This is a genomic window from Microbulbifer sp. ABM4_008, assembly GCF_056311705.1.
Window position 1 is genome coordinate 4,869,751 of the sequence record NZ_CM149970.1, and the last position, 18,917, is coordinate 4,888,667.

The window sequence follows — 18,917 nt, forward strand, 5'->3', positions numbered from 1 at the left end:
GATTATTTCTGGTTATCTTCTGAGAATTCACTCAGCAGTTGACTGTTATTAGCTTCAACTGAATGTAAATTTAAAATATCTATTTCAGTAATTGCCATGTTGGCTTCAGCTAGTACTATTTTCCGAATCTTTTTGTCTCCCACGACCTCTATCGATTCAATAACCTTTCTAAAAGCCTCTTGCTTGGGAATTAAGTTAATTCTCCATTGCTCTTCTACAATCTGTGGTCCCACCGTAAAAGTCTGATCCAGTTCGCTAAAATCACCACTGATAATCTTTAATAGAGGATCAGCCACATGATTTCCTACAATATTGCTATTGACCCGATTCCCAGAATCAGCATCATCTAGCTTAAATATTCGATGGGATTCTATTGGATTCTCTATTCGCCAGCTTAATCCTAACTCTTCAGAAATAGCCAGGATGCCTGAAGAAACCAGAGGCCTGGGCAACTGGGGCAGCCTCTTTGTCTGGGAAAAAGTGCCAAGCATCTGTGGAGATGACACAATATTTTTCTCTATCTCCCGCAAAACTGCCTGCTGCTCTGAAGTCAAAGCAGAAGTTACTGTGGAAAATAGAAAGCAAATAAAAAATAAAACCAAACGCTTGGCAGTCATCACTAATTTACCCCCAATTTTTCCAGCAAAATTGGAGGCGATGCAAACAGCATTTCGGCACTGCTTATTTCGACAGCTACCTGTACGGTATGTCCTTTTGTTAAGCGTACACCGGTATCTCTATCTGTTATTGTATAATTGATCTTAAATCGATTTTCATATTCTGAAACCTCAGCGCGAATAACAATCCACTGCTGAAATCGTAAAGGCTTTGCATATCGTACGCGCAAATCTATGACCGGCCAGGCAAAACCTGATTCCTTCATTTGTTGGAAGTTATATTCCAACTGATCAAACAATGCACATCGGGCTATTTCAAAGTACTTTGCATAATGCCCATGCCAAGCTATCTCCATCATATCCACATCGTGGAAAGGAATTTGTAGTTCAACTTGTGCCGTCCATTTTTCAGGGCGCATAGGTTTATTAGTTTTCATATAAGCGCCAATGTCTTTGCTGAATTAACGAAACGAATTTTCTCAATGGCTGTTCAAGCTCTCTATCTTCCTCCAGAAAAGAAAATTCATCTCCTATCTGCCTGATTGTGGTATTAAGAGCGGTAGATAATTTTTCCAAATCCACTCCTCCACTACGAACTCGAAGCTGAATACCCTGCCAAGCAACCATCAGTGCCGCTGCGGTTGTTTGCTCCGTTAACTGTAATACCCTAATACAGTCCCTGGCAGCAATGGTGCCCATACTGACCTTATCCTGGTTATGACACTCCGTTGATCTGGAAAAAACACTTGCGGGCATGGTCTGCTTTAGTGCTTCAGCAGTCCAGGCACTCGCACCAATTTGAACAGCCTTAAAGCCATGGTTAATCGATCTTCGAGGCCCGGTTACACCTGATAGGTTTGCCGGGAGTCCATTATTGAACTTAACGTCTACCAGTTGGGCTATTTGTCGATCCAGTAAGTCAGAGAGGTTTGCTACCGCATTCTTCAGGCTATCCATGGCGAAGGCTATATGCCCACCATAGAAGTGCCCACCATGAAGTACCCTCTCGTTTTCACCATCGATGATCGGGTTATCATTGGCACTGTTTAGTTCGCTATGAATAAACTGCTGGAGCCAGGGCAGAGAGTCCTGTAATACACCCACTACATGGGGAGCGCACCGAAGTGAATAGCGATCCTGCAATCGGCTATTTTGTCTTGGAGCGGCACCAACATTGAGATCGTCATGAATCCACTTTGCAATCTGGTTTTGACCGGGGTGAGGCTTCACAGCAAAAAGCGCGCTATCAAAATGATAGGCATTGCCATCCAACGCAACGCTCATCATGGAGGTAATACGAGCACTCAGCTGTGCTAGATACTCTGCCCGTTTGTAGGCTAAGCACGCCAAGCCAGTCATTGCGGCGGTGCCATTCATTATCGCCAAACCCTCTTTTGGGTATAGCTTTAATGGCTCAATCTGCAATTCATCGAATACCTCAGCAGTATCTCTCTGGTGGCCTCGGTACCAAACTTTGCGCTCCCCGCACAAAACCGCAGCAACATAAGACAGTGGGGTCAAGTCGCCACTGGCTCCCACAGAACCCTCTTGGGGAATTACCGGAATAATGTCTTTCTGAAGTAACAGAACCAATTGCTGCAACAGCCGATATCGGACCCCTGAACTGCCCTTTGCGAGGCTGGCAATCCGGGCAGCAACAATCGCTCTACTCTGCTCAAGAGTAAAGACTTCCCCCATTCCACAACCATGGAAGGTAAATAATCGATGAGGTAACTCTTCCACCAGGTCTGCTGGAATACTTTCGGTACAGGAATCACCATATCCAGTGGTTACTCCGTAGATCACACCTTCCTTCTGCCAAAGGCTATCCAGGAACTCGGCACCGCGATTTATCCTTGCGACAAAGCCGTCTTCATCAGATAGAGAGATATCGCCACGGCCAGCTGCAATGGTGTTTACCTGATCAATAGATAGATCTGTGCCATCAAAGACTATTTGGGTTCGTTGTAGTACTGCTGAATTCATTTTTGCTGATCCCAGAACGGGTAAAAGTTATACCATTGCAAGGGTGCTATATGACAATAGCGTTCCAACCGTCGTGCAAACTCCTCGACAAGAGAGCGAATATGCCCCTCTCTGTCACCGCGTTTCATCACAACGCGATCGCAGAGTTTTTCCATATAAATATCGTATCCGGAAGTACTGCGCAGACAGAAAAGCGTGTACACCGGGCATTTGAGCAGCGCAGCAAGAATATATGGCCCCTGGGGAAAAGGCGCTTTTCGCCCTAGGAATTCTGCCTCGCAGGTGCGCCCCATAGAGTTAATAGGTGTTCTATCACCGACAATAACAACCAGCTCCCCAGCCTCAACAGCCTCGGAGAGTCGCATCGCTAGAGCGGGAGTCACTTCTGTTACCTGGATAAGCCGTACTTGACTCAAGGGATTGAGCATCTTCATCATGCGATTAAATTTCACCGCATGCTTTGTATGCACTAACACGTTTACCCGTACCTTTGTCAGGCTGCCAAGCGCTCTGCAAACCTCCAGGTTCCCGAGATGAGAGCCAATTATTAATCCACCTTGGCCACTAGCCGCCAACTGGTGAAGACCCGCTCTTTTTGGGAAATTTACCTGACTATCCGGGATACCCACAAACCAGGCTTCAAGCTTTTCTCTAGCGCTGTTAGCAAAATTAAGGAAAATTCTAAATCCGGTTTTCCAATTCGGTTCTATACCGCTAGATGGGTAGCGTTTGGCGAATAATTCCAAGTACTCACGGATCGAATTGCGGCCACTCTGATTTTTTAGGTAATAGCATAAAACTACCGGGTATACCGCAACTTTAAAGGCAATCGGACCCAACCAGTGATGCAACCAGAATAAGAACTTGATACCCAGGAAAAAGCCTTGTTCCCGGTATTTTGACCAGTGTAAATTACTCACGCTTTTCGCCCTACTGTCGAAATACGCAGAGTTCTGGCTAACATGCCAAAAAATAGACGGGTGTGCATTGCCGATATAAGGAAGTTATCCTCAAATCCCCGGAAATGGGAAACGCCATCTATTGGGTAGCTCACATTAACAGGTACCTGGCAGAGACCGCCTTTGCTCCAATACCACCGTACCAAGATCTCTGGATCAAAATCCATACGATCACCGGTATATTCGTTATCTAACAAATCTACAGTTCGAGATAAGGGATAACAACGCAGCCCACACATGGAATCCTTAATCTCCAGAGAAAGAGTATTAATCCAGATCCATACATGAGTTAGATAGCGTCCCCACAAACGAACTTTAGGTACTGATTTATCGTATTGCGGATAGCCACAAATCAGTGAATCAGGGCACTTTCTGCTTTTCTCTAGGAATTGAGGTATGTCAGCGGGGCTGTGTTGACCATCGGCATCGACTTGAATTCCATGACTATATCCAAGCTCTTTCGCAGCTCGCAGACCACTTTTTACCGCGGCACCTTTTCCACCATTAGCCTGGCGAACAACCAAGTGAACCCGGGAACCGTAGCTCTGCTCTAAGCGTTGTAGTTCATTTCTACAGGGTTCATCACAGCCATCATCTACCAGAATGTAAGGCAGGTTAAAGTCATCCAGAGATGCCAGCGTCTCTGCGATCGCCCCCTCATGATTATAAACGGGTATTACAAAACAAAAGTTAGACATGGCTGAAGCACAACCTACCACTGCTATATTCTATATTGCCATCTTGAGTGTTCCGAAAAGAATAATTTAATTTGTTCTTTTCCTGGCTGAACTCCAAAGATAAAGTGACAGCATCACCGGGCATCATTAACTGCTTAAATTTAATCACTTCCATTTGGGTAAACGTACTGCCGGCTTTTACAAGTGGGCGGCCAAAATGCATAGCCCAATCCAGCTGTACCACCCCCGGCACTACCGGTGAGCCTTCAAAATGACCATCCAAGCAAGGCAAATCGTCATTAACCGTAAAATTCACTTGACAAGTATTATCTAATATTTCGCTGCTAATAATCTGTGGCACCATTGCTGCCGGAATTTCATCAAAAAGTTGCATTAGCAGGTCTCTCGTTATTTTTCCCTGTAAGTTAGTGGGAATTTCATCAACAAAACGCCAAGAACGTGGCACAGCCACGCCATCAAGATCCTTGGCCAGGGTTTCTCTAAGTTTACGAACAAGAGAAGCCTTTCCTTTCTTTTGCAATAGTTCTTTCCCGGATTCCGTTAGTGTGGCAACAGCGGCAACTATTTTTCTTTTACGCTCCAGGACAAGTGCATTGGCTTTTACAATATATGAGCTACCAACTAGTAGGGACTCAACTTGTGTAAGAGAAATTCTTTTCTCTTCAATCTTAATAATGCGATCAGCCCGCCCCTTAAGTTCGAACATACCGTTTGTATTTATTTGTACTTTGTCCTGACAAATAAACTCCTTGGGTAACCACGGAGAAGAGACTTTGAGTAACCCATCGCTGTTTTTTGCAATGTTCACTCCTTTTAGTGGACTCCAACTTTTCTGACGCAATTGATTACGCCAGGCAATCCCCCCGGTTTCAGTGCTTCCATAGACCTCTATGGGCTGGATTCCACACAACTGATCAATCGCCTTTGCATCTCCTTCCAGTAAAGGCCCCCCAGAAGAAAAGATATCCACTAAGGACTTTCCTAACTCCCATGGCCAGGAAGAAATACGGCGGCTTAACTGTGCAGGGCTTGCAACCCACACGGCAGGCCCCCATTTCTGGGCGTCTTGGAGTAATCCCACAATATCCACATAAGTCTTACTAACGAATCGACGCCCGCTGGCTAGCGGCCACAGTAATTTAAACAGTAAGCCATATATATGCTGGTGGCTTACTGTTGCCAAAGTAGTTGTATTAACCACCCGGGATGACCACTTCAGATTATGGGCCTTAACCTCATTGAGCAATTGATATAAGGTTTTATCAACGGTTTGTGGTTCACCACTGGTTCCTGATGTGAATAATTGAATACCAGCATCAAAATAACTGGGAACAGATAGCTCTTCGCTATATTGATCCGGAATATTTATAGTAAATGCCGAGCTGTCTTCCCAGCTGCCCAGTAATAGGGTTTGCTCACCCAGTTTTTGCTGAGTAAATCGCTTGTTATTTGCCGGAATAACAACAACTTCACAACAAGACATAGCGGCAAAAAAAAGTAAACTAAACTCGTAACTATCTTCACAGAAAATGGCAGCTTTTTTGATCCCAGCTTCGTTTAGGGATTTTTTTAGCTTTCGCTCAACAAATGCCAATTCACGCTTAAATTGTGCGAATGAAATTTCCCCACGACTTGAATAGCTAACTACTGCTTGGTCATTCGAGTAACCAAATACCTGTTCAAACTGTACTTTGTCCACGACCTTAACTCACACCTTATTTTGGACGCGACGACGCAGTAGCCATTCACCACCCATCATAATTCCCATTAGCACATATGAAACAAGGCCATTGTAAAGAGTCCAGACTTTCATATCGCCGTTTAAAACAGTTGCCAGTGCGAGGCTTCCATTAATTAAAAAGAATAGACACCATGCCTTGGTAACCTTTCGTGTATATAGGACACCTTCAGCTGGTAAATCTGGAGTCGTAAGGCGAGCAAGCCGTTCTACTAATGTTTGCGGTTGACTCAAACTGTAAAAAAACAGTGAAAATAGAATCAGATTACAAAGTACTGGATACCAAAGAAGTCCGTTTGAGTCGCCCCTTAACCAGGAAACCCCAACAACAAAAGCCAAGGCCACAGCCATTAACTTGGTGCCAATCGCCTTATTCGCGCCGCCAAACAATACCCTTAAAACCGCAACTATCAACAGCAGTAACAGAATACTACTTAAAGACAAGTATTCTATGCCAAAGTAAATTGCCATAGGGTACAGTGTCAGAATAATGACCAATATTAGCTGCGCGAATCGACTCACTTCTCTGCCATTACCTTTTCAATTGCACCAACTACATCTCCAACAGTTCTTACACTTTTGAACTCTTCAGGTGCAATTTTCTTTCCTGTTACTTCTTTCAAGCGAACAATTAGGTCCACAGCATCAATACTATCTATATCAAGATCATCAGAGAGGTGGGCTTCTTCTTTTACATCTGCCTCATCGACCTCAAACATCTCAACCAGAATTTCGGTCAATTTTGGTAAAATTTCTTCTCTGCTATTCAACATAAATACCTCTATTATGCGCGGCGGCTGCTGACAAAATTTGCCAGGCTATTCACATTAGCAAAATGCGATTTTGTATCTTCGCTTTCTGCATCTATTGATATGTTGTATTTTTTTTGCAGAGCAAGACCTAACTCTAGTGCATCAATAGAATCCAGCCCCAAGCCCTCTCCAAAAAGGGGCTCATCTGCTACGATTTCTTCTGGAGTAATATCTTCCAGATTTAATACATCAATAATCAGAACTTTAAGCTCTTCAACTAACTCTTTCACGCAGCACACTCCTCGGTAAAAAATGCTTTTAATTCTTGAGTAACCTCTCGGGCTACTTGTGGTGTTTCATCTTTTTCTTTTACTTGAATAAAACTCTCTGATTCATTCACATCGAATTGAAAATGTGGTCGACTCAGAGGAATACTGTACCAAGGAATATTTTTCATCAGCATCGGTGGATTACACCGTATTGTTACCAGAGTTGGGGTCACCCCGGAGCGTAACGCCATGTAGGCTGCCCCACGCTGAAACCTAAACGGTTGTCCTGGTACAGAGCGAGTTCCCTCTGGAAAGAGAACTACTGATTCCCCTTTTTGTAGTGATTTCGAAGCCAGTTCGATAATCTGTTCCGGGTCATCATTAGGTATATAGCCTGCAGTCATTACTGCGCCGCGCATAAACGGGTTTCTAAATAAACTGGCTTTTACAATACAGTTGGCATTCGGTATTCGGGATATTAGAAATACCACATCAATAAGCGATGGATGATTTGCCAATATCAATTGGCCTGGTTTAGCTAACTTTTGTTCATCACGAAATTGATAGGTGTAGATTCCCGTGATATGCATAAAGCCAATAAACAATCGAAAAGCGTTGTGGATACACAAACGAGCCTTGCATTTTCGAACTTCTGCGTCCCGATAGATCACCTTTAATGGTGGGAACAGAACAAACCGCAGTATCAATCCACCGATACCGAACAGGCTAAATGCTATCGCCGTAGCGACCAACCTTAGCCAATACTTGTCTTTTTTCTTTGCCGGCAATAAGTTAACTGGCATTGATCTGTAGCTCCCATCTCTCTGAAACAGGTATACGCCCCTCGCGATCAATCAAAGATCTAATCAACGGAAGCTGGTAATCAGGCTCTGCAAATACTGACTCAGCTCCCGCACATTCACTGGCAGTTAACGATAGTTTTATATCTGTATCACTAGATTTATGTTTCGCCAAGCGCATAGCCGTTGCGCAAATATATGTTGAGCTCTCAGCGCTGGGATAGTAAATCTCAGGTAGTGTTTCTTCACAGAACACTAAAAGCAATTCCTCAGCACCCTCTTGGAGTAGACCAGCAGCCTCTATAAAACCCGACTGCATAGGAAAATCCCCCCCAGCTAAAGCAAGTGCTGGAGACCTGGTTTTACAGGCAATAGAGAACTGTCCTGCAATTGCGTTGTGTACAGAAAGTCCAAATGCAGTTGGCGATAGGTCTTCACTTGCTGCAACGCCTTGTAACAAGGAATAAGTCCTCATTGCTTCGCCATGCACTGAGCAAAGCAGTAAAGGAATATCTTCCTGCTCTAATAGCGGAAAAGCGGTATTAAAAACGGCTTTAGCCAGCGGACTCAACCGACGGCGCTGCATTGCAGGAAGAAAAGACACATCCGCCTGGCTATTTCCACCAAGCTGCTTTTCTCCTCTACGCCAACCCTGCCAATCCGATTGATCTGATATTCCCGAGCACCATGCTCGCCAATTACTGACAACAAATTCCATAACCAAACATTAATTCTGGAGCAGAGCTCCATCCCCCAAAATCAAAAAGCTGAAGCTGGCCTTTCCCACCATTATTTTTAGTTGGCTAATAGGTATTGCGCGACCAGAGACAGGGCGGGAATGGTACACAAAATGACCAATAGCCGCCAGTAAAAGCGCTGAATTATAGGTCGATGCGCGGCCTTAGATTACAGTGAAATACACGGGCTTTTCCGGCCACTTATTCTCTCGTACTATGGTACACATTTGCCATGGGAAACTTGTATTGCACAGCCCCCCAGCCGTTAAAGTGAAGGTTTTTTAAGTCGACCAGATTCCATCGCTTCCAAAGGGAACAAATTCTTAGGGGTTATCAAATGCCTTACTTTACCTGCTCTTCCTTCAATAGCTGGTCAGGAAACTGGCAGGGAGATTCCATTCACCTGCTGGGAAGCACTGAGCTCTCACGGCTGGAGAAAATACACAGTATTAAACGCCGAGCCCAGTTCCTGGCCGGGCGAATATTACTGCGCACTTTAATTGCGGAGCAATACGAGTATTCACCTTGGGAAATTACAGTTGAGGCTGAAGCACCGACCATTGCTATGGTTAGAGGAAAACCCCTTTGTCATATTTCCATAAGCCATTCCGATGACTTTGTTGCCGTAGCAATAGCGGAAACTCCAGTAGGTATTGATTGCGAAAATGAGTCCCACCAAAGGAATTGGTTGGCCATGGCTAAGCAATACTTCCACAAGGCGGAGATAACCGAACTAAACTCGCTCCCAACATCGCAAGTAGCTGCTTGTTTCCTCACTAAATGGACCGCCAAAGAAGCATTAGCTAAATGTTCTGGTGTCGATTTGGGGCAGCTGCTGGCCTCAGCTCCTGTAATTAACCGACCTCAGCAATTGAACCATCCGTACAAGAATTACCTATTGTGGACAGGACAGCCGAAGCCTGGAGCCTACCTAAGCCTTGCGGTTAAACACAATCAAGCCACCTCTGTCGTAAACCCAATAGGCACATTTAGAGCTAGCCACTGCGGGAGAACAAGCGATAGTACTATCCTGAAGCCAATCAATGGTTTCAGTTAGGGTTGCTCCCAGGGTGTTCAAACCGCTCAATCCCTGGAAAATAAATCCCCAAAGAAATCACCTTCGTACCAATATGGTTGACTGTCGGCATCGGCAACTTGCCGGGCAATCAGGTAATTTACCTGGGTAAATTGCTCAGCCGCCTCATAATTAATCTGCTCGTCCGCAGCATCCCCTGGCTTGTGGTAGCGCTCGCGGAAGAAAGCCATCTGTGCAGCAGTACCATCCACACTGGGGTCTTTTGCCTCCCTTCCGGTAATCAAGTAGATTGAGGGCACTCCGCGACGGACAAAATTGTAGTGGTCACTGCGCACGAAGATAACTTCCTCCGGCATAGGATCGGGACTGAGTTTAAGCCCGGAACGGTTTGCAGCCTCCTCCGCAACTCGCCCCAAAGATGAATGTTCAGCACCGAAAGCAATAATATCGCGGAATGGATAGAGCAGCATGGGCATATCAAGGTTGATATTGGCTACGATCGATTCCAGTGGCACCGTGGGGTACTCGGCAAAATAATCCGATCCCAGCAAACCTTTTTCCTCTGCGGTAACAGCAACGAACAGCAGTGATCTTCGAGGATTTTGCCCAGATTCAACAAAAAGACGTGCGGTTTCCAACATCACCGCGATACCGGCAGCGTTATCCTGGGCTCCGTAGTAAATCTCGCCGTCCTCTTTCTTTCCAACATGATCCAGGTGTGCGGAAAAAACAACATATTCAGCTTTCAGGAGTGGATCACTTCCCGGTAAAACGGCCACTACATTCGGGCTGGTTACGCGCTTGTGGTTAGAGCTGCTGCTCATTTTTGCACGGTAACTAAGGGGGAAGCCTTCTGGAGTTTTTCCCTGCTCGATATCGGCAAAAATACTTTCAAGACTGCGCTCAGCGCCATCAAACAGCTTGCCGCCTGCAGTGATGCTCAACATAACTCCCGGGTGCATCCCCGGGATTGCACTACCGGGCATACCAGTCTTTTTCACCCAGTCAAAAGTGTCGTCAAAACGGTGCTTCGCATAGTAGTCAAATGGGCGGCGTTTCTCCCGCTCAGGCGTATACAGGCGAACAAAACCCACAGCGCCATGTTTTGCGGCAACCTGGCGTTTGGTGCGAGGAGAGGAGTGGTGAGCCCCCACTTCACTGGGCAAGCTCTGCGGCCGGCCTGCTAACACAACGACAATCTTTCCCTGTACATCCAGGCCGTGATAGTCATTAATGCCAAAATCCGGAGCCTCAATACCGTAACCGACAAATACCAACTCGGCATTGATCTGCGAGCGCTCACTCAGTGCGGAGGGCGATGCTAGAAAGTCCTCGCCAAATTGCATGGCGATTTCATCGTTCTGGCCCTCTAAGACAAATTCAGGATCACTCCCATCCCAACTGGCACTGCGAAAAGGCACTTCCTGGAAGTAACCTTGCTCCCCTGCTGGAATCAGCCCCATCTTTTTAAATTGGCCAGCCACATACTGTGCCGCTTGGCGATAACCCTCGCTACCGGTATCGCGACCCTCTAGTTCCGCTGATGCGAGGAAATTGATATCTCTACGGATGTAATCACTATCTGCAATGGGGCCAGTGCTGTTAATGCTGGAGGTGGTACAAGCCACCAATAGTGCCATAGCCAGGGCACCCAATAGACTTTTAACTCTCATGGGGAGTGCTACTTCTCAGGAATACAAAGCGTGATTGTTGATACGGACAGGTCATTTGAAATCGCACCACTACAGGTGCTTGTGGACCGTCGAGCAATTGCCCATCTTACCACGATTTAGGGCAATCTAAGCTGAGGCCCAGTGAGCTGCGCCCTGACTGTGCTCGCTAAACTCATCTATGCAGCCTTCCCCAAACCGGGGAACGCTTGTCCAACCGCATAAGCTACTTTCTCGTAGGCATTATCCGCACAAAAATCTCCATGAGCCGCAAGAAAGTGCAAAAACGGCTGCCTTAGGATTTGTTCGAAGTCGTACTTCAACCACAGCCCGGGATTTTTATCACTTGGTGTCACCCTTGCCCTCCAGGAGGGAGCAATCTGCATACCTCGGCGGATACCAGAAAACCTCAGCAGGTTTTTCCCAAACCAGGTACATCCATTCCATGACTGCCAGTACTGCAGGGCATCACAACTGACCAGTAGTCCGCCACTAAACGGGAGCCACAATACGGCCTCTGGAAACTGACTTTGGGAAAAGACAATAAAGCGCCCCCCCGGTATTGGACAAACATCCTCCTGTCGCAACACCTTATCTGCTTTTGGCGGATAAAAATCGGAGCCGCGCTGTGTCCAAAAGGTAAGATCAAAGTGGTCTCTGTAGTAGAGATCATCACGCCCATGGTGATAGCCGAGCCGTATCGCGTGACTCACACGCCCGAGATCTTTTAACTTTTCCTCCTGCTGTGGACGCAATCTGATGGGATTAATCAAGGTAAGGTGATCCTGCCAGCGAGCGATTCCCATATTGCGATTGATAGTGACCCCCGGCGCTAGTTTGATAGTTCCGGGAACATAAAAAAAATTAGGCAACAGTTGGCGAATCTCGCCGTGGGGCTCTGTGGGGGGATAGTTGATACGCACTGGCAGGCTACATATCAGCTATATTGAACTCGATTTCGAATACCGCGCAGAATTTTTACTGCAAATTCCGCGCGCTCATCAGGGACAAAAATGTGGTCACGGTGTAGTGTGGATACCACGCTGGTATCTATTCCAGCCTCCATTAATTCCTGGGCGACCACAGGAATAACCCGCACCGCATCAAGACCAGCCAGGATCTGCAAAGTGATTTGGCGAAAGGGGGCGCTTGCGGCAATATCTAATTGCCGAGCCGAACGTTGAGGCAGTATCACACTCATTCCCTCACCTTCTCGGAAGAAACACAAACTCTCTGACAAAATATCTGTAAACCGACTATCTGAAACCTGACAAAACACATAGATTTCATCGTGCAGCTTGGGATACAAAGTTCTCAATGCTCTCACTACGGATAGATCAGCTTTCATGCTTTCTTTGCCGTCTGGAAGTTTTCTCCAACCTGATTAATACGACCGGTTTCTACACGGTCGCACTGCTTTTGGATCAATCTTTCTGATTAATACCTGTCTTCAGGTGAAAATAGTCCAACTCTAAAACTACTTTTTGTGGGCTCTCTATTACCCGGCAGCATATTTTAATTTGGAAAAAATAAGATCACGCATTTTTTTAGAATTATTTTCCTAACAGAGCTGGCAGTTTAATAACTAAATATTTTTAAGAATTTTCCTGAAGCTTCGAGAAGTCGGGTTTTAGCTGGTGGAAAGTTAAAAATATATTGATGGGGTTAATTCTTATTGAGAGAAGTTGACCCAATGACTGTGAGAAGTTACGGATTTCTCAGCTCTTCACCATCAAATTCCGGTTCATTGGGCGCGGGAGTTGTATCCACTTCCGACGAATCCTGTTCAACCTCCCAGCTCTTCAGCACCGCGTCAATATCCTTTTCCAGGCGCACACGGGGAAATTTGGGGCAGGGTGAATCTCTATCTGGATCATGCCATGCAGATAGGGGGGCTACAAAAACTACATAGGATTTATGCAGGCGATTTCGTCCAATACTCACTTCTGTCCATGTTGTTTGCCAGGCAAACTTTCCCCTCACCGCATAGTCGCTTTCGTAGGATTTTAAAGTGAGAAAATAAGGATAAATCTTCCCTCGCTTACAAATAATTCTGCGTCCGGTCTTTATATTGGCCATTTGAGTAAATGGATCAAAATACCAATTAATATCGTATCCAAATACGAATTGCATCTCTCCATTTTGCCTTAAAAAAGCGTAGGATCTCCCAGTGCCATCGGGCTTGAGACTCCAGACATGCCGCGCTTCACCATCGCGGGAAATCAGCCAGGCCCCAACCCATTGACTGGCATCGTAGCGTGATTTTGCATGCCAGCCTTCATTGAGTGTTTTTCGTTTCCCTTCACTGGCATTTGCACTTACGACAAAAATTAGCAGTGGCAGGAAGAGATAGAATTTTATCCATTCCCACCCACTACTCATCTTTTCCACGCACGGATTAAATAGCGTTCGCACGGAAGTAAGCTGCTAGCGACTGACAATATCCGGGCAACTTGCACCGGCCTTGGGGGTTCGCCAATCAGCTAACCGACGCTGAAAGCTCAGAAGTCCGCCGCCCGCCTGCAGCCAATGACGGCCATCAATCACTGCAAATAGGAGGGTGGCACGGCTCCAATCTCGAAATGCGACAGATACAACCCCGCCCTTACAGCGCACCGAGGTTCCAGTTTTAACTCGCACCCGGTCACCATCCAATTGCCAGTTAATGGCAAAACCATGGGTCAATAGGCCTTTGGCATTAAATCCATAGGCATATCCGGAGCCATCGGCATGCAGTTGCCACACTAATTGATCATCGCCTTCACTCACAACCAGCCAATTTCCCGCCCACTTTTGCTGGGCGGACTCCGCCGAGGCCCACATTGGTATCGCTAGGAAAATTGCTGTGACAAATGGAACAACCGGCTTGATAAAATGCCGCTTTGGTAAAAGACGCAAAAACTTCATGCGCTGCCCTACGGTATCGGCCCCAGTGCATTACAGGGGGCGGGTTATTCAAAAGACGACTGGGGAAGTCGCCAATTTTCCTTTCCGATTACGGGGCTAAAGCCTCACTTATCGGCATGAAAAAACGCTTCGGCGCTATTTTTCACATCCCTCGAAAAGTAAGGCTAGACGCAATTTACAACGGTGGCAGGTTAAACGTTAAAAATATTCAAATTTACGACAAATTCACAAAAAGAATGCCAAGTCATTTTTACCGGTAGTCCAACTATCTGGATTTTGCTTCGGAAAAATTCTTGTCTGCTCTCCACACCCGATACTTTAACTGCACGCCCTGTGGCAGATATATAACCATTGGCAACTTACTGCTATAAGGCAGCATCAAGCCATCACCGCGCACGGTGATAAATCGCCGGGATTCACTGCCTTGGGCACAGACCTTTTGCGTATCTGTGGTCGGGGTCAAGTCGGACAGGACATAGAAGGGGTAACCCCAGCCTGGGAGTATGTCCTTACGCAATGGGGCGCTAAAGCTTTGCAAGTTGCATTCCGCGACTTGGCTTTTTCCCGGTATCAACTCAACCCTAAAGCGACTTTCATCGACAACCTTGGGCAGCTTGATAACGTGACGTAACTTGCCATCAACCTCCTCTGGAAATGCATCCAGAGGCTCAGAACCGTGGCAATCCAGGGCCAGTAACAACATGAAGGCAGTGGCAACTAATTTTGACATGGTATGGCCTCACTACTGCGCCGGGAAATGGCGGACAAAACTTTTTAAAGTCTAGTTCGCTTTTGTCTTCGCAGTCCCCACCAGAGCAGCGCCCCCAAACCAATTGCCAAAGCAAACAGAGCGGCAGTCCATAGGTATCGCTCCTCCCCCATCGCAGGTGGCTCCAACTTGGAGTGGGCCAGATTGAGATCCGCCCGCAGATTTTGAAACGCGGCAATAACTTCTGTAGAACTGGCACCACCAATCAAGCCACCCCGTAATTGCTGCCATTGGACCTGAAGCTGCTCCACCAGTACCCTGTCACGAATCAGCAGCTCCTGTCGTAACGGCCTATACCCATCACGATAAGCCAGCATTAACTTACCGTATGCCGCTGTTATATCTCCTCCTCGATAGTCCGTCTCCGCCAGCTGCAGCAAGCCAATTGCGCTGATAAGAGGGGGGATCAGAGTGCGTACAAGGTGGGGGTTTCCGCGCCACCACATCAATGCTTGTTGCAGAGTTGGATCAAGTTCCGCCGGTTTAGTGGTCGCCATTCCCGGCAGTCCCAGTAAGCCGGGGTAACGGGTCGCCAAGTCGGAAGAGGGTGGCAACTGATTTGCCACTGGAAAAGCAGCGACAGTCACCGCTAATGCCCAGCGCTGTAGGCCGGTCAAGTCTCCATCAATGTCGACTGTGTGAATAGAGTCAGTTTCTGGGTCCAGGGTGTTATGAAGATCATAGAGACTGAACCCCGCCATTCTCTCGAGATCATTGAGGGCTGGGCCTTCATTACTACCCTCACCGTCGACACCGTGGCAGATGGCACACCGCTGCTGATAAACAGGCATCATAAAACCCGGCGAGGGCAAAGAGTAACTGGGTGACCGCTGCAGCTGATACAAAGCAGCAAGGCGGTCGGCGATTGCATTGGCTCGACGGCGCACCTCTGCGCCGGAATCCTTATTCTCAATCGCCTTACGCAAGTCCGAGAGGCTTTTCTGCAACCCCTGCCGACCAGGCCGATCGGGGAGCTGAGTGACCAGGCGCAGTACTTCTTCTACCTGTTGCTTCTGTAGTTCATACAGAGGAGTGTCCAGTCGCTGCCCGTTCTCTACAGCATCGTCGTAGTCTACCGCTATATAGGAGAGAAGATTGCTGGCCTGAGCGGCCACAGTATTGCTGCTTGAAGTATCCTGGGCTGAAACAGGTGCGATTAAGCCAGCTAGGAGGGTAAACAGTAAAATCCATTTGAATCCCATTAGTGGCTTCCGGATCGGGCAAGGTTGATCGATGTTAGGAGCCTCTCGACAGATTGCGGGGCACCTTTCTTAGGGTAGAAATAAAAAACCCCGCTCGAGGCGGGGTTTCTTCAATCGGAAAGCTTAGCCGCGATCCGCTCGCTCTTTGGCAATCAGGTAATCCGCCACTTGCAGCATCAGCTCCTGGCCATTGCTCTTACCTTTATATCCGGGGAAAGAGGAACTGATGCGGTATTTGCCCGCAACAACAACTTCCGGGGTACCAGTCATTTTGTAAGCGCGCTGATTGGCCATACCTTGCTTAACTTTGCTGTTGATAGCGAAGGAATTCATCAGCTTCGCAGCTTTGGCACCATCTTCACCATGCTTGTTAAACAGAGCCTCGATAGCCTTTAAGTCAGGCACCCAGTTGCGACCTTCGCGGACAGCCAGCATCTGGCGCTGAGTGTAGATGGTGTTAAAGATAGGCGTGTGCATCTTTTCCAGAACACCCATGGAATCTGCTACGTAGTAAAGACGAGCGTGTACATCCATAACCGGCTGCCAAATTGCTGGCAATTTCAGCAGCGCAACATCGCTGGGCATCTTTTCTTTCCAGCGCTCCAGAGTTGGCTCAAAAGTGAAGCAGTGGGCACAGCCGTACCAGAACATCTCAGTCACTTCGATCTTGTCGTTGCTCTTTTGTGGTACAGCCTGCGGCAATACTTCATAGTGCTGGCCCGCTTTGAACTCGCCACTTTCCTGGGCGCAGGCAACGAGGCTGAACATTACAGCAAAAACCATCGTGATCGGGGCGAGAAATGCTCTCATAAGTCTTCTCCAACTTTTATTTAGTGGTGCGAACGCCATCTAGCGGCGGGCTGTCGAGCCACTGAGGACACAATAGACAACGCAGATTATTTAAGTTCCCGGACCCTCGTGCAAGGAAACACTGCAAAAACTGCCTAGTACGTCTATGGAAAGCGGCTTTATGCTCAGGCGACAGGCACAAAAAAGGCCGGTTGCAGACCGGCCTCAGTGTACTCAAACCCTGTGACTATTAGTCAGTCAGGCCTGCGATATAGTTGGCCAGCGCCTTGATCTCTGCATCGGAGAGTTGCTTGGCCACGGTGCGCATAGTGCGAACTTCACCGTCATTGTTGCGGGTACCCGCACGGAATGCTTTCAGCTGGGCTTCGATATACTCTGGATACTGACCGCCCAGACGAGGGTAACCGGCCGGTGCATTGCCCAGTCCAGCAGGTGAGTGGCATCCCATACATGCGGGAACACCAGTCTCCATATTGCCACCACGGTAGATTTTACGTCCAAGCTTCAGGCCGTCGACGTTCTCACCGTTGTTTAGCATCACGGAAATAGCCTCAGATCCGGTCAGCTGCATTGGCTGCGAGGCAAAGTAAGCGGCGATATCCTGCAGGTCCTGATCGTTGAAGCTGTCCAACTGACCGATCATTTGCGGCACATCGCGGGTTTTGCTTTGGATATCCTGTAACTGCTTAAACAGGTATTTTTCACCGAGTCCGGCAATCTTTGGAAAAGCCGGAGCAATACTGTTACCGTCTGCACCGTGGCAGGCTGCACATTGAGCGGCCTTTGCCTTGCCCGCAGCAGCGTCACCCGCAGCCAGCGCCAAGGGCACGGCGCCCAAGCCGAAAACTAAACCGAGTGCCAGAGCAGTGTTCTTGATAATGCTGTTCATACGTCGTCCCGTTGCGCGCTGAGAGATGGCGTTTCGCACCGCCCCCGATAGTCCTGCGACGCGAAAACGGCGGCATTATATACTTGCGCGCCAAGCGAGTGTACCGAATAAACAGACTTATACGATGTCAAATTCAGAATTTAAAGCCCAACCACCAAAACTGAACTACCGTTCCATACAATTTCTCACCAGTGCCCCCACCCTGACTGAGTGTCCGGAGGACTTTGGTGCCGAGGTGGCCTTTGCCGGTCGCTCCAATGCGGGGAAGTCCAGTGCCATCAATGCGCTCACGGAAAACAACAAGTTGGCGCGTACCTCTAAAACACCGGGACGCACCCAGTTGATCAACTTCTTTCGCCTCTCCGACCAGCAGCGCCTGGTGGATCTGCCCGGCTATGGCTTTGCCAAGGTCGCCCGAAGTATGAAAGATGAGTGGCAGCGCCATCTGGCCACCTACCTTGAGAAGCGAGATTGCCTGCGTGGACTCGTATTACTAATGGACATTCGCCAACCCCTCAAGGAGTTCGATCTGCATATGCTCACCTGGGCAGTAGAGGCCGAGCTCCCAGTGCACATCCTGCTAACCAAGGCCGACAAGTTGAAGAACGGTCCAGCCAACAACACTCGCTTTGCAGTAGAGAAGACCCTCAAGGAGCAGGGACTCAATCACGGGGTCACTCTGCAGATCTTCTCATCAACCAAAAAAACAGGCCTGGACAAACTCGAGCGCAAGCTCAATGAGTGGCTGGAAATCCCAGAGGAAGCCGCCCCCACTGAAGATTGAACGAGCTGGGAGCCCGGGGGCAGCGCCCCCCGAGCAACACAAGCACTTCAATTTATCTCACACCGGAGAAAATTCCTAAAAGTGAACTCCGGGCACACCAGTTGCCGCTGCTTTGCGCTTCTGTTCGGGGATCAGGGAGCGAAGCAGTACCCGGTGCAGCCGTCGGCGTGCCCCCGGAGTTAAACAATGCAATTCCTCTGCATGTAAGTACCTCTGCGCGAGAAGAGCGGCAAGGGTTTCTTCGTGTATGGCAATCGTCAGCAGACGGGAATTGCCATCGGCATTCATCTTTTC

Annotated in this window: 23 protein-coding genes; 2 read left to right on the forward strand and 21 right to left on the reverse strand. The window is 47.8% G+C overall.

What is annotated here, in order from left to right; translation table 11 throughout:
• Window positions 1-2: 2 nt before the first annotated feature.
• The 11 genes from ACYX4J_RS21155 to ACYX4J_RS21205 form a co-directional block, all read right to left on the reverse strand.
• The gene (locus tag ACYX4J_RS21155; protein ID WP_476177491.1) at window positions 3-530 is read right to left on the reverse strand and encodes an outer membrane lipoprotein carrier protein LolA; all 528 of its coding nucleotides are present in this window, start codon (window positions 528-530) and stop codon (window positions 3-5) included.
• 89 nt (window positions 531-619) lie between these two features.
• Entirely contained in the window at window positions 620-1,054 is a 435-nt protein-coding gene (locus ACYX4J_RS21160) for an acyl-CoA thioesterase (RefSeq protein WP_444906738.1), read from the reverse strand.
• The gene (locus tag ACYX4J_RS21165) at window positions 1,044-2,603 is read right to left on the reverse strand and encodes an HAL/PAL/TAL family ammonia-lyase (RefSeq protein ID WP_476177492.1); all 1,560 of its coding nucleotides are present in this window, start codon (window positions 2,601-2,603) and stop codon (window positions 1,044-1,046) included. Before ACYX4J_RS21165 ends, ACYX4J_RS21160 begins: the two co-directional genes overlap by 11 nt.
• On the reverse strand, window positions 2,600-3,523 hold the full coding sequence (locus tag ACYX4J_RS21170) for an LpxL/LpxP family acyltransferase (protein ID WP_157953838.1): 924 nt from the start codon (window positions 3,521-3,523) through the stop codon (window positions 2,600-2,602). Before ACYX4J_RS21170 ends, ACYX4J_RS21165 begins: the two co-directional genes overlap by 4 nt.
• Window positions 3,520-4,260 carry a glycosyltransferase family 2 protein gene (locus tag ACYX4J_RS21175; protein ID WP_444906740.1) on the reverse strand — a complete coding sequence of 247 codons (741 nt, stop codon included), beginning with the start codon at window positions 4,258-4,260 and terminating at the stop codon, window positions 3,520-3,522. Before ACYX4J_RS21175 ends, ACYX4J_RS21170 begins: the two co-directional genes overlap by 4 nt.
• Complete coding sequence (locus tag ACYX4J_RS21180; protein WP_476177493.1) at window positions 4,253-5,959, reverse strand: ApeI family dehydratase; 1,707 nt, start codon at window positions 5,957-5,959, stop codon at window positions 4,253-4,255. Before ACYX4J_RS21180 ends, ACYX4J_RS21175 begins: the two co-directional genes overlap by 8 nt.
• Window positions 5,960-5,968: 9 nt before the next feature.
• Window positions 5,969-6,469 carry a COG4648 family protein gene (locus tag ACYX4J_RS21185; RefSeq protein ID WP_476177494.1) on the reverse strand — a complete coding sequence of 167 codons (501 nt, stop codon included), beginning with the start codon at window positions 6,467-6,469 and terminating at the stop codon, window positions 5,969-5,971.
• A 47-nt stretch (window positions 6,470-6,516) separates the two neighbouring features.
• Entirely contained in the window at window positions 6,517-6,771 is a 255-nt protein-coding gene (locus tag ACYX4J_RS21190) for an acyl carrier protein (RefSeq protein ID WP_413663941.1), read from the reverse strand.
• 11 nt (window positions 6,772-6,782) lie between these two features.
• Window positions 6,783-7,040 (reverse strand): phosphopantetheine-binding protein, encoded by a 258-nt coding sequence (locus ACYX4J_RS21195; RefSeq protein WP_444906743.1) that lies wholly within the window; start codon window positions 7,038-7,040, stop codon window positions 6,783-6,785.
• Entirely contained in the window at window positions 7,037-7,807 is a 771-nt protein-coding gene (locus ACYX4J_RS21200; protein WP_444918691.1) for a lysophospholipid acyltransferase family protein, read from the reverse strand. The genes ACYX4J_RS21195 and ACYX4J_RS21200 overlap by 4 nt, the downstream gene beginning before the upstream one ends.
• Window positions 7,808-7,811: 4 nt before the next feature.
• On the reverse strand, window positions 7,812-8,537 hold the full coding sequence (locus ACYX4J_RS21205) for a beta-ketoacyl synthase chain length factor (protein ID WP_444906745.1): 726 nt from the start codon (window positions 8,535-8,537) through the stop codon (window positions 7,812-7,814).
• A 356-nt stretch (window positions 8,538-8,893) separates the two neighbouring features.
• Here ACYX4J_RS21205 and ACYX4J_RS21210 point away from each other — a divergent pair, with 356 nt between their 5' ends.
• Entirely contained in the window at window positions 8,894-9,613 is a 720-nt protein-coding gene (locus tag ACYX4J_RS21210) for a 4'-phosphopantetheinyl transferase family protein (protein WP_444906746.1), read from the forward strand.
• 26 nt (window positions 9,614-9,639) lie between these two features.
• Here ACYX4J_RS21210 and ACYX4J_RS21215 read toward each other — a convergent pair whose 3' ends face one another.
• The 9 genes from ACYX4J_RS21215 to ACYX4J_RS21255 form a co-directional block, all read right to left on the reverse strand.
• Entirely contained in the window at window positions 9,640-11,265 is a 1,626-nt protein-coding gene (locus tag ACYX4J_RS21215) for a M28 family metallopeptidase (protein ID WP_444940310.1), read from the reverse strand.
• Between the two features lie 176 nt (window positions 11,266-11,441).
• Window positions 11,442-12,185: a hypothetical protein gene (locus ACYX4J_RS21220; RefSeq protein ID WP_476177495.1), complete on the reverse strand. Its 744-nt coding sequence runs from the start codon at window positions 12,183-12,185 to the stop codon at window positions 11,442-11,444.
• A 14-nt stretch (window positions 12,186-12,199) separates the two neighbouring features.
• Complete coding sequence (locus tag ACYX4J_RS21225) at window positions 12,200-12,610, reverse strand: ACT domain-containing protein (RefSeq protein ID WP_444911866.1); 411 nt, start codon at window positions 12,608-12,610, stop codon at window positions 12,200-12,202.
• A 359-nt stretch (window positions 12,611-12,969) separates the two neighbouring features.
• Window positions 12,970-13,644, reverse strand: a complete 675-nt coding sequence (locus ACYX4J_RS21230) for a hypothetical protein (RefSeq protein ID WP_444940311.1) — start codon at window positions 13,642-13,644, stop codon at window positions 12,970-12,972.
• Between the two features lie 45 nt (window positions 13,645-13,689).
• Window positions 13,690-14,169 carry a hypothetical protein gene (locus ACYX4J_RS21235; RefSeq protein ID WP_282930498.1) on the reverse strand — a complete coding sequence of 160 codons (480 nt, stop codon included), beginning with the start codon at window positions 14,167-14,169 and terminating at the stop codon, window positions 13,690-13,692.
• Between the two features lie 265 nt (window positions 14,170-14,434).
• Entirely contained in the window at window positions 14,435-14,899 is a 465-nt protein-coding gene (locus ACYX4J_RS21240) for an ecotin family protein (protein WP_444940312.1), read from the reverse strand.
• A gap of 44 nt (window positions 14,900-14,943) precedes the next feature.
• Window positions 14,944-16,140 (reverse strand): hypothetical protein, encoded by a 1,197-nt coding sequence (locus tag ACYX4J_RS21245; RefSeq protein WP_476177496.1) that lies wholly within the window; start codon window positions 16,138-16,140, stop codon window positions 14,944-14,946.
• A 123-nt stretch (window positions 16,141-16,263) separates the two neighbouring features.
• Window positions 16,264-16,950 (reverse strand): thiol:disulfide interchange protein DsbA/DsbL, encoded by a 687-nt coding sequence (locus ACYX4J_RS21250; protein WP_413663932.1) that lies wholly within the window; start codon window positions 16,948-16,950, stop codon window positions 16,264-16,266.
• A gap of 229 nt (window positions 16,951-17,179) precedes the next feature.
• A complete protein-coding gene (locus ACYX4J_RS21255; protein WP_476177497.1) occupies window positions 17,180-17,839 on the reverse strand; it encodes a c-type cytochrome in 660 nt (219 codons plus the stop codon).
• A 124-nt stretch (window positions 17,840-17,963) separates the two neighbouring features.
• On the opposite strand from ACYX4J_RS21255, the gene yihA reads away from it, so the two are divergent.
• Window positions 17,964-18,623, forward strand: a complete 660-nt coding sequence (gene yihA / locus ACYX4J_RS21260; RefSeq protein WP_476177498.1) for a ribosome biogenesis GTP-binding protein YihA/YsxC — start codon at window positions 17,964-17,966, stop codon at window positions 18,621-18,623.
• A gap of 75 nt (window positions 18,624-18,698) precedes the next feature.
• Here yihA and ACYX4J_RS21265 read toward each other — a convergent pair whose 3' ends face one another.
• The gene (locus ACYX4J_RS21265; RefSeq protein ID WP_444895557.1) at window positions 18,699-18,911 is read right to left on the reverse strand and encodes a hypothetical protein; all 213 of its coding nucleotides are present in this window, start codon (window positions 18,909-18,911) and stop codon (window positions 18,699-18,701) included.
• Window positions 18,912-18,917: the final 6 nt, after the last annotated feature.